This is a genomic window from Humibacter soli (assembly GCF_054779035.1).
Window position 1 is genome coordinate 1,815,741 of sequence record NZ_BAAGYX010000001.1, and the last position, 15,092, is coordinate 1,830,832.

Here is a 15,092-nt window from a genome sequence, read left to right on the forward strand (position 1 = left end):
CTCAGGCGCTCTGCGGCACCTTGTACGCGATGTGCACGCGGCCGATCTCACCGTCGAACGCGAACGGCATCTTGTCGACGTACGCCCGCGAGACGGCACCGCCGTATGCGCGGCCGATGTCGAGGCAGTCATTCGCCGAGAACAGAAGCGGAGCGCTGACCGGCACCGTTCCGGAGCCGACCTCCTTGCCGTTCACCCGCAGCACGACGCTGAGCGGCCCGCCCGGTCGGGGCTCGATGTACTCCGTCTCGATCTCGATCGTGACGTCCCCAGCGGGCAGGGGCTCCGATGCCGTGATCGTGGTGCGCTGGATGACGAACAGGTTGTACTCGTAGGTGAGCACTCCGTCCTCGACGAACGCCGTGAGACCGCCGCCCGCGCCGCCCAGCTTGTAGAGCACGCCGTTGGCCTTCTCGCCGACCTTCGCCTCGATCGTCACGACGTTCGGCTTGTTGCCGAGCGACGGTGCGCAGAACTCGGGCACACGGTTGGTGTCGCCCGACATCTCCCACTCGGTGTACGGCGGGGTGATGCGCAGCTCAGGGTGGAACGGCACGACCCACAGGCCGCCGCCCACCGGCAGCACCTTGTTCTTCGCGGCCTCGATCGCGAAGAGCTCCTTGAGCTCTGCGAGCTTCTCGGGATTCTCCGCGGCGAGGTCGTTGGCCTGGCTCCAGTCCTGGTCGAGGTTGTAGAGCTCCCATTTGTCGTGGTCGGGCGTCCAGGTCGCGATCCCCGGAGGAACTCCCGGCACCCACGGAAGTCGCGGTCCCGTCGTGGAGGCGATCCAGCCGTCCTCGTAGATCGAGCGGCTCGCCATCACCTCGAAATACTGCACGCGGTGCTGTCCCGCGGCCGACTTGTCGTCGATCGAGTAGGCGAAACTCGTGCCGTCGATCGGATCCTGGTGGATGCCGTTCACGGTCTCGGGGTGCGTGATGCCGAGGATTTCGTAGATCGTCGGTGCCACATCGATCACATGGTGGAACTGTGTTCGCGGCTCAGGATCATGCTCGATGTGCCCCGGCCACTGGATGAACATCGGATTGCGTGTGCCACCGAGATGCGACGCCATCAACTTCATGCCCTGGTAGGGAGTCGAACCGGCCCATGCCCATGCGGCGTGGTACTGGTTGTCGACCGCGGGCGTGCCGAGCACGTCGAGGCCGCCCAGCTCCTCCAGTACCGCGATGTGCTGGTCGATCGTGGTCGGGATCATGTTCTGCGCGAGAAGCTCGCTGATCGTGCCGTTCTGGCCCTCGCCCGAGGACCCGTTGTCGCCCCAGATGTAGATGACGATCGTGTTGTCGAGGTAACCGAGACGCTCGACCTCGTCGATCAGACGGCCTGCCTGCACGTCGGCGTGCTCGCCGAACCCGGCGCACACCTCCATGAGGCGCGCCTGGAACGGCTTCTGGTGGTCGGGAATGTCGTCCCAGCCCTGAAGCGATTCCGGGCGAGGCGTGAGCTCGGCGTCTTCGGGCACCCATCCGGCCGCCTTGGCGCCCGCGAGCGCCTCTTCGCGGTAGACGTCCCAACCGTCGTCGAAGACGCCCTTGTACTTGTCGGCCCACTCCTTCATGATGTGGTGCGGTCCGTGGATGGCGCCGGTCGCCCAGTACATGAAGAAGGGCTCGTCGGGGGAAAGCGCCTTGTGGTCGCGGAGCCACGAGATGGCGTCGTCCGCGATGTCCTCGCTGAGGTGGTAACCCTCCTCAGGTGACTTCGGCGGCAGAACGCTGGTGGTATTGCGAACCAGGTTCGGCTCGTACTGCGATGCCTCGCCGGCGAGGAACCCGTAGAAGTAGTCGAAGCCGTTGCCGGTCGGCCAGTTGTCGTACGGGCCCGCCTTGGTGGTCTCCTCCGCCGGGGTGTTGTGCCACTTGCCCCAGGCGGCTGTGCGGTAGCCGTACTGACCGAGCACTTCTGCGATCGTCGCGCTGCTCTTGGGGATGTGACCCGAGTAGCCGTCCCAGTCGTTCGCGAGTTCGGCGATCTGACCGGCGCCGACGCGGTGGTGGTTGCGGCCGGTGAGGAGGGATGCCCGAGTAGGCGAGCACATCGCCGTGGTGTGGAACCGGTTGTAGCCGATTCCGCCGTTGCGGATGCGATCCAGCGTCGGGGTGTTCACCTTGCCGCCGAGCGGCGCAGGGAGTGCGGGGCCCGCGTCGTCGATGAGCACGACGAGCACGTTCGGCGCACCCTCACGCAGGTGCTTCTGCGCGGGGAGCGGCGAGTAGGTGGACTCCGCGAGGGTCCTTCCCGCGTAGCTGCCCGAGGGCTTCGGCGGGAACGGAAGCGTGCGAGTCGGGGGAAGCGGCTCCCCCACGACGGAGTTACGAGTGTCGTCGGTCATCGATCAGATCTCCTCTTGTGTTGCCGATGCTCAGAGAAAGGTCGAGCCCGGGCGGTTGCGCCCGGGCTCGTCGCCTTTCAGCCGAGCAGCTTCGTCTTCGCTGCGCCGAACTCGGCGTCAGTGAGCACGCCCTGCTCTTTCAGCTTCGCCAGCCGCTCCAGCTCGGTGACCATGTCGGTCTGAACCGGAGCCGGTGCCGGCGCCTGCTCGGGAGCCGGCGCGTATTGCTGCTGCGGCGCCGCGTACTGCTCCGGAACCGGCGCGTACTGCTGCGGCGCGGCATACTGCTGCGGCGGCCCATACTGCTGGGGCGCGGCGTACTGCTGCTGAGGTGCGTACTGAGGCTGCGCGTACTGAGGCTGTGCGGCTGCCGCCTGCCCGGCCTCGTACTGCTGCTGCTCGTACTTCTCCTCGGCCCGCTTCTGCTGGTGGCGCATCACCCCGCCGCTGACGGCGGTCGCCGTACCGGCGACCACCGCAGTGCGGGCGGCCATTCCGAGCAGTCCTGGGCGTCCCATTCGTCCCAACAATGGCATGTCATGACCTCCTTGATCAGGCCTCGATGCCGGCGACTGCGGCGTTGACGACCGGTGCGGGAATACGGGCAGAGGCCACGACGTAGCCGCCCGCCGCCGCCAGCCGCGACGCCAGGTGCTTCGCCCACACGAACTCGACGGCCAGCAGCAGTGCGGAGGTTCCGGGCTCGAGCCCGCCTCCGAACTCCTCGACGTCTTCGTGCGTCGCGAGACCCGACGCCGGCAGCTCGATCGAGCCGAGCTCGATGCCCGCCTCGTCGACCTCGGCCCAGTGGATGCCGCCGTTCTCGTCTCGCGAGACGTAGACCAGGTCGATCAGACGCACCGTGCCTGCAGCGACAAGGTCGGCGATGGCGTCGATGACACCGGCATCCGGCTTGTCACCGTCGAAGGCCGCGAGAACGAACTCGACGGGTCCGAACTCGAGATCTTCCATCATCGTCCTCCTCGTCGCGTCAGCCTGCGAGGGCCTTGGCCTTCAGCGAGTCGAACTCCGCCTGGGTGATCGTGCCGGCGGCGAGAAGAGCCTGCGCGCGCTCGATCTCGTCGGTCGGCGACGAGCTGCCTGCGACGTCGCGGATGTATTGGGCCTGCGCGGTCACAGCTGCACGGGCTCCGGCGGCCTGACGCTCTGCCATCGAGCGCCCGCGGGCGATCAGGTAGACCAGGGCGCCGATGAAGGGAAGGATCAGCAGCAGGATCAACCAGCCGGCCTTCGCCCAGCCGTTGAGAGTGTGGTCGCGGAAGATGTCGATGATGATCCAGATGAAGACCCAGATGCAGACGACAAAGAGCCAGATCCACAAGAACCACACCAGGAAGTCGAGAAAGCCCATTTGGCTCAGCCCCATTCGTTTCACTTCGGAAGGGCCCGCGACACGTCGGCGCCCTTGAAGGGCGCACGTCAGCGCCTTTCGAAGCGAAACTACGAGTCGTTCGCGACGCACACATCACCCAGATCACGTGAACCCGGTGGGGGTACCTCGTGGCCCCGTTGGATTCATCCGGAGAGTGTGATGCCGCCGCCCTGTGCCTCGGCTATGTTGACGGCCGGATACCGAGGGCGCGGCGCACGCCGAGCCCATGACGGAGATGAAGGGGTATCGATATGAGTGACAACACTGAGACCGGTTGGGTCGGGTGGGGTTGGTTCGCGGGCGTCGTGATCATCGTTGCCGGCGTCTTCGACGCCATCTACGGACTCATCGCGATCGTCGGGCCCGACAGCGCCTACTTCCTCAAGGCCGACGGCTCGCTGGCCCTTTTCAACATCTCCGGCTGGGGATGGTGGCACCTGATCATCGGGCTGTTCCTGGTGCTCGTCGGGATCGCACTGCTCGCCGGCGCGACCTGGGCGCGCGTCATCGCGATCATCCTGGTCATCCTCAACGCGATCGGGCAGCTGTTCCTGCTCCCCGTGCAGCCGTGGTGGTCGTTGATCATCTTGGCCCTCGACATCGTGGTGATCTACGCTCTGACCGTGCACGGCCGCGAGCTACGCAGGGTCTGACAACCGGGCAACGCGAAGCCCTTCACTCGGCTGGCACCAGCTGGTGCCAGTCGAGTTCGCGCACCTCACCCTGACCGTGGCACGTTCCGAAACTGGAGAGAACATGTGGCCGAAGCGATCGCACAAGAGTGCCAAACCGAAGGAGGAGGCCTCCGACTCGTTCGATGAGGCCACCGCCGAACCGATCCCCGATCACCGAAACGCCTACATCATGATCGGCCTGGGTGGCGCAGTCGTGGTGTGCTTCGGACTGGGCGCCATCGCGGGCATCGCTGCTCCGGTGTTCTTCGCTCTCGTGCTCACCATCTGCGTCCATCCGCTCCGTGTGTGGCTGGAGCGCCACGGCGTCTCGCGCGGCATTGCAACGGGCTCGGTCATCATCGCCGTGATGCTCTTGCTTGTCGCTTTCGGCTACGCGATTCTCGTCGCCTTCGGTCAGTTCGGTCAGCTCCTCCCCCAGTTCCAGCCGCAGATCGAGGCCGCGATCAAGGGGGTCGCTTCCTGGCTGAGCTCGATCGGCATCACCTCCAGTCAGATCCAGGCGATCGGCTCCAGCTTCAACCCGTCCGCCCTGATCGGTTTCGTCGGTGGCCTGGTCGGAGGCCTGACGGGCTGGATCACCTGGGCAGTCATCGTCTTCACGATGCTCCTCCTGATGGCGATGGATGCCGGCTTCTCGCAAACGCTGTTGCGACAGCTGAAGCCACGCCGCCCGCTCCTGACCATCGCCATCGGCCACTACGCCCACAGCGTGCGGCGATACATGGTCGTGACGACGTTGCTCGGGTTGGCGCAGGGCTTCCTGAACTGGATCGCCCTGCTGATCCTGCAGGTGCCCGGTGCCTTCATCTGGGCGCTGCTGTCGTTCCTCTGCAGCTTCATCCCGAACGTCGGCTACTTCATCGCGATCATCCCGCCGATCGTGTTCGGCGGGCTCGTCGGCGGTTGGCCCACGGTGATCGCCGTCATCGTCATCTACGGCATCGTGAACGCCGGGGTGCAGTCGGTTGTCCAGCCGCGAGTCGTCGGAAACGCCGTCTCGCTCAGCCAGACGATCACGTTCTTCTCCGTGCTCTTCTGGGCCGTCATCCTCGGCCCGCTCGGCGCGATCCTCGCGATCCCGCTCACGCTTCTCGTCCGCCTGATCCTCGTCGACACCAATCCTTCGATGTCGTGGATCAGACCGCTGCTCGGCGAGCTCGACGAGACGAGAGCCATCATGTCCGCGTCAGACGCGGAGCAGAAGGCCCAAAGGGCAGCTCGCCGCGCCCAGCGCCGCACCCCTGCTGCGTCCGGTGACCCCTCGTGAACGGCTCCGAACTCACCAACCTGATCGGTGGACTCCTGATCCTGGCGGATCTCGCGATCCGCATCGCGGCGCTCATCATCGTGCCGCGGGAGCGCAAGCCCACGGCCGCCATGGCCTGGTTGCTCGCGATCTTCCTGATCCCGTTCATCGGCATTCTGCTGTTCCTGATCATCGGCAACGTGAAGCTGCCGAAGAAGCGCATGGAGCGGCAGCTGGAGATCAACCGGATGATCGAGGAGGGCGCCGAACGCTCCGGCCTGGCGGTCGACACCTCGACCTGGCCCACGTGGTTCGCCACGGCGACGGAGCAGAACCGCGTGCTGGGCGCCTTGCCTGCGTCGGACGGAAGCCGTGCCGAGCTGATCGGCGACTACCAGGCATCCATCGACCGGATGGCCTCGGACATCGATCTCGCAGAGCACTTCGTGCACGTCGAGTTCTTCATCGTGGCGCTCGATGACACCACGCGCGGATTCTTCGCCGCGATGGAGCGAGCCGTGCAGCGAGGCGTCACCGTCAGGCTGTTGATGGACCACATCTCGTCGGCCAAGGTGCCCGTGCACAAGGAGACGATCGCCGAGCTGGACCGCATTGGCGTGAGCTGGCGCTACCTGCTGCCCGTGCAGCCGTTCAAGGGCAAGTACCAGCGCCCAGACCTGCGCAACCACCGCAAGCTGGTCGTCGTGGACGGGCGCGTCGCGTTCACCGGTTCGCAGAACCTCATCGACCGCAGTTACGACTCCAAGAAGAACCTCAAGCGCGGCCTCAAGTGGCAGGAACTCGTCACCCGTGCGACCGGCACCGTCGTGCCTGCGATCAACGCCGTGTTCCTCTCCGACTGGTACGCGGAGACCGACGAGATCCTGCTCATGGAGGAGCACCTCCCCGATGAGGACGTGCGAGCGGAGGCCGGATCGGGTGACCTGGTCTGCCAGATCGTTCCGAGCGGACCCGCGTACGCGCAGGAGAACAACCTGCGCATGTTCCTCGCCCTCGTCGCCTCTGCACAGGAGCGCGTGATCATCACGAGCCCGTACTTCGTGCCGGACGAGGCGATGATGTACGCGATCACCTCCGCGAAGCTCCGCGGCCTCGACGTGCAGCTCTTCGTCTCGGAGATCGGCGACCAGTGGTCGGTGTGGCACGCGCAGCGGTCGTACTACGGGGCCCTGCTCCGAGCAGGCGTTCGCATCTTCAGATACCCCGCGCCGTACATCCTGCACGCGAAGCACCTGACGATCGACGACGACGTCGCCGTGATCGGGTCGAGCAACATGGACATCCGGTCGTTCAACCTGAACTTCGAGATCTCGCTGTTGGTGCGTGGCAGGGGCTTCGTGGCGGACATGCGGCAGGTCGAGGCGGACTACAGGGCCATTTCACGCGAGCTCACGCTCGATGAGTGGCAGCACGAGCCTGCCTCCGCAACGTTCTTCGACGGGGTCGCGCGCCTCACGTCGGCCCTGCAGTAGGCGGGGGCCGCATGGGGCTCGCCATACTCCACATCCTTCCCATCGCGGTCGCCGCCGCGATCAGCTCGGTGCCGATCATGGCGACGATCGTGCTCCTGCTCTCCCCCGCCAGGTCTCGATCCGCCATGCCGTTCCTGGTCGGATGGGTTCTGGGCCTCGCCGCCGTGGTGACCCTCTGCACGATCTTGGCGCAGGGGATCCCGACGCCGCGATCGACGCGACGCCCGGACACCGTCATCGGCGTGGCGGAGATCGTGATCGGGCTCGCGCTCCTCGTCGTGGCTGTGGTCGCGTGGGTGCGATCACGACGGAACCCGAGCGACGCGATGCCGAAGTGGCTGAACCGCATCGACGCGCTCGGACCGTGGTCGGCGTTCAGCATCGCGCTGCTCTTGAACGTGCGTCCGAAGGCGCTTCTGCTGGCTGTCGCTGCCGGGCTCGCTGTGCGTGCCGAGAATCTGTCGATCGGACTGTCGGCGATCGTCATCCTGATCTACACGGTGATCTCCGCGTCGACGGTCGCGATACCGATCATCATGACCCTCGCCGCCCCGCACCGGATGGAGCCGCGTCTGCGTGCGGCGCAGGCGTGGCTCGCTCGGAACGCCTCCGCCGTCACCAGCGCGATCCTCGCGCTGATCGCTGTGCTGATCGTGATCTCGGGGTTCGCGCGGTTCTAGCATCCGGGAATTAAATGGACGCGGCGTTCATTATGTGATTATATGTACGGATCGTCCATTAGCGAGGGGCGATAGGAAAGGACATCCACACCATGAACAGCACCTCCAGCACCGACCGCGTCGCACTGGTGACCGGCGGATCAGGCGGCATCGGCAAAGCGGTCGTGGACAAGCTCGTCGCAGACGGCTTCGCCGTCGCCGTGCACTATGCGGGCAATCAGGCAAAGGCCGATGCCATCGTCGCAGACATCACGGCGGCCGGCGGCAAGGCCATTGCGGTAGGCGGCGACGTCGCCGACGAGAACGCCATGGCTGCCGCCTTCGACGCGGTCGAGACAGCGTTCGGCGGTGTCGACGTCGTGGTGAACACCGCTGGCATCATGCTCCTGTCGCCGATCGCGACGCTGAACCTCGACGACCTCGACCGGATGCACCGCACGAACATCCGCGGCACGTTCGTCGTCGACCAGCTCGCGGCCAACCGCGTTCGTTCCGGCGGAGCCATCATCAACTTCTCCACCTCGGTGACCCGCACCTCGTTCCCGAACTACGGCGCGTACGTGGCCAGCAAGGCGGCCGTCGAGGGCATCACCCTGATCCTCGCGCGGGAGCTGCGCGGCAAGGACATCACCGTGAACGCCGTCGCCCCCGGCCCGACAGCCACGCCGCTCTTCCTCGACGGCAAGGACGAGGCGGCGATCGCCGGCCTCGCCATGGCGGTCCCGCTCGAGCGCCTCGGCCAGCCGGAGGACATCGCCGAGACCGTCGCATTCCTTGCGGGCCCCGGTCGTTGGGTCAATGGTCAGGTGGTCTTCACCAACGGCGGCCTCGCCTGATGACGGATGCCCCGCCGCGCCGCGGCCGCGGCCGTCGTCCGGCCGACGAGGTGCGCGCCGACGTGCTTCGCGCGGTCGGCGAGCTGCTCCTGCAGGAGGGACTGACCGACTTCACGATCGAACGGGTCGCCCGGCTCTCCGGCGTCAGCAAGACGACGATCTACAAGTGGTGGCCGTCGAGGGGAGCGCTGGCGCTCGACGGATACTTCCACGCGGTCGAGCCCACGCTCGCGTTCCCGGACACGGGCGACATCCGTGCCGACCTCACCTCTCAGCTGCACGCGTTCGGTCGGCTGGTCGGCGAGACCCCGGCCGGCCGGCTGCTCGCCGAGCTGATCGGGGCCTCGCAGACCGACCCCGAGCTCGCCGTCGCCTACCGCGCGTTGTACTCCTCAGAGCGACGGCGGCTGGCCGTCGAGCGCATGCGGAACGCCCAGGAGAGCGGTCAGCTGCGTGCCGACGTCGATCCGCAGGTCGTTGTCGACCAGCTCTGGGGCGCGGTGTACCACCGACTGCTCATCCCTGACGAGCCGATCACCGACGCGTTTATCGCCGCGCTGCTCGACAACCTGCTCGACGGCATCCTCACCCCGGGCTCCTAGAAGTTCGTCTCACCTGGTATCGAGACGCGCCGCCACGCGGTGCTCCTCAACCAGCGGAGGCGGGCGGATCGAGCCAGAACCTCGACGGTGGCAGCAGCTCTGCCGCGCGGTCCCAGAACGCTTGCGGGATCGTGACCCCTAGGCCGTCGAGCATCGTGGGGATGCGCTCCGGCTTGGAGAAGCCGACAACGACTGCGGTGACCCGTGGGTCGCGCAGCGAGTGCTGCACGGCGGCGTCGGCGAGGCGGATTCCGTGCTCGTCGGCCAGGTCGTGAAGAGCCGCGGCCGCGTCGAGCACTTGCTGGGCGGGCGGGCGATACCCGTAGTAGGGCATCGCCGTGCGCGAGGCGAGCAGCCCTCCCCCGAGCACCGCGGCGTTCAGAACACCGAGCCCCTCCTCGGATGCCCTTTCCACCAGCTCATCCGCAGATCGGTCCAGCAGCGTGAGCCGCGAGTGGGTGAGCACGACCTCGAAGGCGCCCGTGTCGAGCATCCTGTGCATCGCCGCGATCTGACCGCCCGCGACGCCGATGTGGCCGATCACCCCCTCGTCGCGAAGGGAGAGCAGCGCCTCGATCGCGCCGCCCGGCAGCTCGAACCCGGAGTCCAGATGGAATTCCGGGTCGTGCAGGTGCACGAGCGGGAACGTCTCGATGCCGAGACGGTCCTGGCTCTCGCGGATCGAATCGCGCACGCGGGCGCCCGAGTAGTCGTCTCCCTTGGCGTCCGTCTTCGTCACGATGAGGTGATCCGGCGGCAGTCCGCCGAGTTCTCGGAGCGCGTCGCCGATGCGCTGTTCGCTCTTGCCTGCCGAGTAACCGTTGGAGGTGTCGATGACACGAATGGGGCTGGCGAGGATCTCGCGCACGAGGTCGATGCCCTGACGTTCCGGAACGTCGTAGCCGAACAGCTCGGGCTGTCCCCCGATGGGTCCGCCTCCGGCGATCACCGCGGAGACCTGCAGACCGGTCCGTCCGAGCGCACGGAGCCAGTCGGACGAGGACGGCGTCGGCACGTGCCTCGTTGCGCCGCTCACGACTCCACCGCCGGGTATGAGACGTAAGCGAAGCGATGCGAGTCGGGCGACCAGCTGTTCACGTTGATGGTGCCCTGGCCGCCGGGAATGCGGATGCGCTCGAGGGGCGAGCGCCAGTCGGCGGTGTCGACGACGACGATCGCGACCTCCTTGTCTGCCGGATGCCCGAGCGTGCCGAGAGGGAACTCGAGGTACGTCGCGAGACGTCCGTCTGCCGTCAGATGCGGGAACCAGTCGACGGTCTCGCTCTCCACCAGCCGCTCGACCTCGCCGCCGCCGTCGGGAACGCGCGCGAGCTGTGCGTGACCAGGCTCGCTCGCCCATCGTTCGGTGTTGAGGTAGATCCACGCGCCGTCCGGCGACCACTCTGGACCGTCGATATGTCCGCTTCCGGTGTCGACGACCGAGGTGTCTCCGCCCGATGCCGGGATCACCGCCAGCAGGCCAGGCAGGTCGAAGGTACTGATGCGGGTGTAGGCGAGCCGTTCGCCGTCGGGTGAGACGCCGTGCAGAAAGTGCCAGTGACCGTCATCCGACGTGACCCGCGCCACCTGACCGCCTGTCACCGCGCCGCGGTAGATGTGCTGGTCCATCGCCGAGAGGTAGATCGACTCACCGTCGGGGTCGAGCACGTGGTCGTTGTTGATGTCGGGCAGCCCGTCGAACTCGATGCGCGTCGGGACGGCGCCGGCCTGAGCAGGAAGCGCCCACAGGCCGCCGGCCCCGTTGATCAGCAGGGTGGAGCCGTCGAGCGACCAGTTCGGCGCCTCGAACAGGATGTCGTGGCTTTCGTGCACGACGACGTCATCGCCGGTCGCGGCGTCGTGGATGTGGATGCGCGTGAAGCGTCCGGGAGCGTGTTCGCGGAACGTCATAGGTCCTCCTCGGGGTCGTGGGTCTCGGGCTCAGAGCGCGCCGTCGGTGCGCGCCGGCCCTGTCGTTGAACGGATGATCAGGGGCGCAGGGGTGGCGAGCTCGCGTGGTGCGACCGAGGCGTCGTCGAGGCGACGCACGATGGCGTCGACCGCGGCCGCGACGGTGAGCTCGACATCCTGATGCACCGTCGTGAGCTGCAGGTACGAGAGCCCCGCAACATTGCTGTCGTCGTACCCGACGACGGAGACCTCGTCGGGCACAGCGACACCCGCGCGCATCAGCGTGGCGAAGAGTCCCGCCGCGCAGTGATCGCTGCAGCACGCCACCGCTGTCGGCAGCACGTCGCGGCCGAGCAGCAGTCTGGCCGCGTCTGCGCCGTCCTCTTCGTCGAACCCGACGGGCACGACGTCGATGTGCTCGGCGAGGCCTGCAGCAGTCATCGCCTCGCGGTAGGCCTGCGCCCGGTCGGGCCCGACGGTGGCGCTCAGTCCCCCGGCGTACGCGATGCGCCGGTGGCCGAGGCCCACGAGGTGCTCGACGACGACCCGGAGCCCTGCGGTGTCGTCGGTGCGCACGACATCCGCCCTCAGGTCGCTCGACCGCTCGCCCATCCAGACGACGGGGAGCACATCGAGGGCGCGCTGGAACGCCGGGGATGACGGGTCGGGGTTGTAACAGGCGAGCGCCTCGACCCGTTGCTCGAGGAGCTGAGTCACCGCCGTCTCCGTCGATCGGGTCGCGGTGACGGGTGCGAGCACGACGCCGAAGCCCTGTGCCGCCGCCCGATCGAACAGCAGCTCGACGACCCTCACCTCGAAGGCGTTGCTGGTGGAGAACATTGCGCCGATCAGCCGGGTGCGCTGCTGTCTCAGCAGCCGTGCCGAGGCGTTCGGCCGGTACTCCAGCGCAGCGGCGGCGTCGAGTACCCGGCGCCTCGACTCCTCGCTCGGCCCGGGCTCTCCGCGCAGCGCAAGCGAGGCCAGCTGTCGTGACACGCCTGCCAATGCCGCGACGTCGCTCATCGTCGGCAGCCGCTGCTCGACGTCCGCCTCGGTTTCGCGCGCCTTCGCGACGCCGGCAGCTGAGGTCATGAGGTCATCGCGCCACGAAGTCGAGCTCCTGGAAAGCCGCCACCTCAGGCACCCAGCGCGTCTCGACGAAGCCCACGTGATCGGGATGCGTGTTGTAGCCCTCGTAGGTCGCCTGGTCGGCGAAGCGCATCGAGAAGCGCCACGCGAGGTCGCTCTTCGCGCTGATCTGACGGTCGACGGCGAAGTCCTCTACGCCGGGGATGCCGGTCAGGATGCGCGTTGCGTTGTCGAGGAACTCGGTCTCCTCTGCTGAGCCCGGCGCATGGACGAGTCTGAAGGCGACGGTGTGCTGGATGGACATGGCTGCTCCCTGCTTGGCGATCGTGTTCGGTGCCGGCGGTCAGGCGGTCGGATACGGGTGGCCCAGTTCGGCGACCTGACGGCGCGCCTCGTCGATCGTGGCCATCACCCCGACGACCTCGTCGTGCGGGTGGATGGGCGATTCGACGCGTCCCTCCTCGACGTAGGACGCGAAGGCGACGATCTCGTGCGACATCCCCTCGTGCAGGCTTTCGAACCGCTCGTCCAGCCAGGTCTCGGACTCGCCCGTTCCGAGGGTGCCCATGCGCAGCGAAAGGCCGGTCGGGCCGAAGAAGGGGCTGATCACGTCGATCCTGCCCTCGGAGCCCATGATGGTCGCGGTGGTCGGCACGGAGCTCACCATGGACGTCGCGAGCAGGGCGATCGAACCGTCGGAGTGGCCGAGCAGCAGACCGGCCGTCGCGTCGACGCCTGTCGAAGTCATCGTGCCCGTCGCTGTGATCGAGGTCGGAGTGCCGAGAACCGAGGAGGCGAACGAGATCGGGTACACACCGGCGTCCAGCAGGGCGCCGCCGCCGAGCTCCTTGTTCCACATGCGGCTGTTGTCGGCATAGGGGGCCACGAAGCCGAAGTTCGCGTCGACGATGTTCACCCGGCCGAGAATCCCGTCGGCGAGCACCTGCCGGATGATGTCGGACTGCGGAAGATACCGCGTCCACATGGCTTCCATCACGAGCACACCGGCACGACGGCCGGCGTCGACCATCTCACGAGCCTCGGCCGCCGACATCGCGATCGGCTTTTCGACCAGCACATGCTTGCCCGCCGCGATCGCCTCGAGCGTCAGAGCATGGTGATTCGGGTGCGGCGTCGAGATGTAGACGGCGTCGACGTTCGGGTCGGTCACGAGGGCTGAGGTGTCGTCGTGGACGACCTCGATGCCGTGCTCCGCGGCGAACGCCCTCGTCTTCTGCGGGTCACGCGCAGCGACGGCGACGGCCCGCTGATGAGTGTGGGCGTGCATCGCGGAGACGAATTGCTGCGCGATGCCGGTGCCGATGATCCCCCAGCGCAGGGCGGGTCCCGAGTCGAACGCGATCACGCGGGGCGAGGGAAGTGCTGCGGTCATCGGTGAACCTCTCTCTTCAGGTTTGGACAGAGCCCTTGGCTCGTGCCAATCGGCAGGCTAGCATGAAGCCCAGTTAGCACGTGCCAACTCCGCGAAGGTGCCGAAGCCTCATGACGCTCACGTCTTATTTCCGGACCCCACATCGCCAGACCACCGACGTCGATGTCTCGTCGATCGCGTTCTGGCAACGCGACTTCCGCTCCCGCGACGACTCGTTCGCGCAGTTGCGCCGATACGCGCCAGTGAGCTGGCACCCGCCGCTCGCCACGCCAGGCCTGCCCAAGCGCTATCGCGAGGCGGGGTTCTGGGCTGTGACGACCGCCGAGACCATCTCCCAGGTCAGCAGGCACGCCCACCTGTTCAGCTCCGAGATCGGTCAGGTCGGCGTGCGCCCTGCACCCTTCCGGCTCTCGGACAACATGCTCGTCACCGACCCTCCCCGCCATGCCGAGTACCGACGTCTGATCGGCAGCGCCTTCACGCCACGGGCGATCGCCCGTCTCGACCACGACGTGAAGCGTCGTGCGGCTCAGATCGTCGGCCGCGCCGCGCTGCACGAAGAGTTCGACTTCATCGAGGCGGTCGCGACTCCGTTGCCGCTGAGAACCATCGCCGACCTGATCGGCGTGCCGGATGCTGAGCACGAACGCTTCGTGCGGCTTGCAGGCGAGTACGTGCGAACGCGCATCCCTTCGGACACCTCAGGGCAGCCTGCATCCGAGTTCATCGGCAACAGAGGCGAGTATCTGCGCGAGCTTTGCGCCATGCTCTGCCGGGATAGGCGGCGCGAACCGGCCGACGACCTCATCACGGCCCTCGTGCATGGGGAGGTCGACGGTCGTCCGATGACGGAAGATGAGATCTTCTCCACCATGCTCCTGCTCATCGCAGCGGGCGACGACACGATGACCCAGACCACCACCCTCGCTTTCCTCGCGCTGCAGCATTTCCCGGAACAGCGTGCCTGGCTGCAGGCGGACTTCGAGGGGCGCTTCGACGTCGCCTTCGACGAGTTCATCCGATACGCCTCCCCGATTCTGAGCTTCGCGCGAACCGCTACGGAGGACACGGAGCTCGGCGGCCAGACCGTCGCCGCCGGTGACAAGGTCGCGCTGTTCTACTGCTCGGGCAACCGCGACGAGTCCCTCTTCACCTCGCCTCATGACCTCGACCTGACCAGGCGCCCCAACCGGCACGTCGCCTTCGGCGGCGGAGGCGTGCACTACTGCCTCGGCGCCGCTCTCGCGCGCACCCAGTTGCGAGCGCTGATCGGCGAGATTCTGCACCGCCTTCCCGACGTCGAGCTCGGCGAGCCGGTCTTCGGGTTCAGCGAGGCCGTCCATACCGTCGAGACGCTCCCCGTTCGCAACAACTCCCGCCGAAGGGCGCGCTGACAGC

General features: G+C 67.1%; 16 protein-coding genes. 7 read left to right on the forward strand and 9 right to left on the reverse strand.

Annotated features, from left to right (window positions below; translation table 11 throughout):
- Position 1 precedes the first annotated feature (1 nt).
- From ACYVDN_RS08465 to ACYVDN_RS08480, 4 genes are all read right to left on the reverse strand, one after another.
- A complete protein-coding gene (locus tag ACYVDN_RS08465; RefSeq protein WP_460570344.1) occupies positions 2–2,356 on the reverse strand; it encodes an arylsulfatase in 2,355 nt (784 codons plus the stop codon).
- A gap of 77 nt (positions 2,357–2,433) precedes the next feature.
- Positions 2,434–2,892: an SHOCT domain-containing protein gene (locus ACYVDN_RS08470; protein ID WP_460570346.1), complete on the reverse strand. Its 459-nt coding sequence runs from the start codon at positions 2,890–2,892 to the stop codon at positions 2,434–2,436.
- 16 nt (positions 2,893–2,908) lie between these two features.
- Positions 2,909–3,328, reverse strand: coding sequence for a DUF6325 family protein (locus ACYVDN_RS08475; RefSeq protein ID WP_460570348.1), 420 nt, complete (start codon positions 3,326–3,328; stop codon positions 2,909–2,911).
- Between the two features lie 19 nt (positions 3,329–3,347).
- A complete protein-coding gene (locus tag ACYVDN_RS08480) occupies positions 3,348–3,743 on the reverse strand; it encodes an SHOCT domain-containing protein (RefSeq protein WP_460570350.1) in 396 nt (131 codons plus the stop codon).
- A gap of 257 nt (positions 3,744–4,000) precedes the next feature.
- Between ACYVDN_RS08480 and ACYVDN_RS08485 the strand changes: the two genes are divergently transcribed.
- The 6 genes from ACYVDN_RS08485 (at position 4,001) to ACYVDN_RS08510 (ending at position 9,301) form a co-directional block, all read left to right on the forward strand.
- Entirely contained in the window at positions 4,001–4,402 is a 402-nt protein-coding gene (locus tag ACYVDN_RS08485) for a DUF7144 family membrane protein (RefSeq protein WP_460570352.1), read from the forward strand.
- Positions 4,403–4,505: 103 nt separating this feature from the next.
- The gene (locus ACYVDN_RS08490; protein ID WP_460570354.1) at positions 4,506–5,711 is read left to right on the forward strand and encodes an AI-2E family transporter; all 1,206 of its coding nucleotides are present in this window, start codon (positions 4,506–4,508) and stop codon (positions 5,709–5,711) included.
- Positions 5,708–7,183 (forward strand): phospholipase D-like domain-containing protein, encoded by a 1,476-nt coding sequence (cls, locus tag ACYVDN_RS08495; RefSeq protein ID WP_460570356.1) that lies wholly within the window; start codon positions 5,708–5,710, stop codon positions 7,181–7,183. Before ACYVDN_RS08490 ends, cls begins: the two co-directional genes overlap by 4 nt.
- Positions 7,184–7,194: 11 nt before the next feature.
- Positions 7,195–7,863 carry a sulfite exporter TauE/SafE family protein gene (locus ACYVDN_RS08500; protein ID WP_460570358.1) on the forward strand — a complete coding sequence of 223 codons (669 nt, stop codon included), beginning with the start codon at positions 7,195–7,197 and terminating at the stop codon, positions 7,861–7,863.
- Positions 7,864–7,955: 92 nt separating this feature from the next.
- Positions 7,956–8,699, forward strand: a complete 744-nt coding sequence (locus ACYVDN_RS08505; protein WP_460570360.1) for a Rossmann-fold NAD(P)-binding domain-containing protein — start codon at positions 7,956–7,958, stop codon at positions 8,697–8,699.
- Positions 8,699–9,301 (forward strand): TetR/AcrR family transcriptional regulator, encoded by a 603-nt coding sequence (locus ACYVDN_RS08510; RefSeq protein ID WP_460570362.1) that lies wholly within the window; start codon positions 8,699–8,701, stop codon positions 9,299–9,301. Before ACYVDN_RS08505 ends, ACYVDN_RS08510 begins: the two co-directional genes overlap by 1 nt.
- A gap of 46 nt (positions 9,302–9,347) precedes the next feature.
- Here the strand turns inward: ACYVDN_RS08510 and ACYVDN_RS08515 are convergent, their stop codons facing one another.
- The 5 genes from ACYVDN_RS08515 to ACYVDN_RS08535 are packed head-to-tail and all read right to left on the reverse strand — an operon-like array spanning position 9,348 to position 13,694.
- Positions 9,348–10,337, reverse strand: coding sequence for an aldo/keto reductase (locus ACYVDN_RS08515; protein WP_460570364.1), 990 nt, complete (start codon positions 10,335–10,337; stop codon positions 9,348–9,350).
- Positions 10,334–11,212: a TolB family protein gene (locus ACYVDN_RS08520; RefSeq protein WP_460570366.1), complete on the reverse strand. Its 879-nt coding sequence runs from the start codon at positions 11,210–11,212 to the stop codon at positions 10,334–10,336. Before ACYVDN_RS08520 ends, ACYVDN_RS08515 begins: the two co-directional genes overlap by 4 nt.
- Before the next feature lie 30 nt (positions 11,213–11,242).
- A complete protein-coding gene (locus tag ACYVDN_RS08525; protein WP_460570368.1) occupies positions 11,243–12,304 on the reverse strand; it encodes a LacI family DNA-binding transcriptional regulator in 1,062 nt (353 codons plus the stop codon).
- 4 nt (positions 12,305–12,308) lie between these two features.
- Positions 12,309–12,605, reverse strand: a complete 297-nt coding sequence (locus tag ACYVDN_RS08530; protein WP_460570370.1) for an antibiotic biosynthesis monooxygenase family protein — start codon at positions 12,603–12,605, stop codon at positions 12,309–12,311.
- Positions 12,606–12,644: 39 nt separating this feature from the next.
- Positions 12,645–13,694: a Gfo/Idh/MocA family protein gene (locus tag ACYVDN_RS08535; RefSeq protein WP_460570372.1), complete on the reverse strand. Its 1,050-nt coding sequence runs from the start codon at positions 13,692–13,694 to the stop codon at positions 12,645–12,647.
- A gap of 110 nt (positions 13,695–13,804) precedes the next feature.
- Here ACYVDN_RS08535 and ACYVDN_RS08540 point away from each other — a divergent pair, with 110 nt between their 5' ends.
- Positions 13,805–15,088: a cytochrome P450 family protein gene (locus ACYVDN_RS08540; RefSeq protein WP_460570374.1), complete on the forward strand. Its 1,284-nt coding sequence runs from the start codon at positions 13,805–13,807 to the stop codon at positions 15,086–15,088.
- Positions 15,089–15,092 lie beyond the last annotated feature (4 nt).

Excerpts from the sequence above, each read along its gene's own strand:
- ACYVDN_RS08525 (WP_460570368.1), bottom strand. The coding sequence starts at position 12,304 with ATGACCTCAGCTGCCGGCGTCGCGAAGGCGCGCGAAACCGAGGCGGAC.
- ACYVDN_RS08535 (WP_460570372.1), bottom strand. The coding sequence starts at position 13,694 with ATGACCGCAGCACTTCCCTCGCCCCGCGTGATCGCGTTCGACTCGGGA.
- ACYVDN_RS08485 (WP_460570352.1), top strand. The coding sequence starts at position 4,001 with ATGAGTGACAACACTGAGACCGGTTGGGTCGGGTGGGGTTGGTTCGCG.
- ACYVDN_RS08470 (WP_460570346.1), bottom strand. The coding sequence starts at position 2,892 with ATGCCATTGTTGGGACGAATGGGACGCCCAGGACTGCTCGGAATGGCC.
- ACYVDN_RS08465 (WP_460570344.1), bottom strand. The coding sequence starts at position 2,356 with ATGACCGACGACACTCGTAACTCCGTCGTGGGGGAGCCGCTTCCCCCG.
- ACYVDN_RS08480 (WP_460570350.1), bottom strand. The coding sequence starts at position 3,743 with ATGGGGCTGAGCCAAATGGGCTTTCTCGACTTCCTGGTGTGGTTCTTG.
- ACYVDN_RS08505 (WP_460570360.1), top strand. The coding sequence starts at position 7,956 with ATGAACAGCACCTCCAGCACCGACCGCGTCGCACTGGTGACCGGCGGA.
- ACYVDN_RS08510 (WP_460570362.1), top strand. The coding sequence starts at position 8,699 with ATGACGGATGCCCCGCCGCGCCGCGGCCGCGGCCGTCGTCCGGCCGAC.
- ACYVDN_RS08475 (WP_460570348.1), bottom strand. The coding sequence starts at position 3,328 with ATGGAAGATCTCGAGTTCGGACCCGTCGAGTTCGTTCTCGCGGCCTTC.
- ACYVDN_RS08540 (WP_460570374.1), top strand. The coding sequence starts at position 13,805 with ATGACGCTCACGTCTTATTTCCGGACCCCACATCGCCAGACCACCGAC.
- ACYVDN_RS08500 (WP_460570358.1), top strand. The coding sequence starts at position 7,195 with ATGGGGCTCGCCATACTCCACATCCTTCCCATCGCGGTCGCCGCCGCG.
- ACYVDN_RS08530 (WP_460570370.1), bottom strand. The coding sequence starts at position 12,605 with ATGTCCATCCAGCACACCGTCGCCTTCAGACTCGTCCATGCGCCGGGC.
- ACYVDN_RS08490 (WP_460570354.1), top strand. The coding sequence starts at position 4,506 with ATGTGGCCGAAGCGATCGCACAAGAGTGCCAAACCGAAGGAGGAGGCC.
- ACYVDN_RS08520 (WP_460570366.1), bottom strand. The coding sequence starts at position 11,212 with ATGACGTTCCGCGAACACGCTCCCGGACGCTTCACGCGCATCCACATC.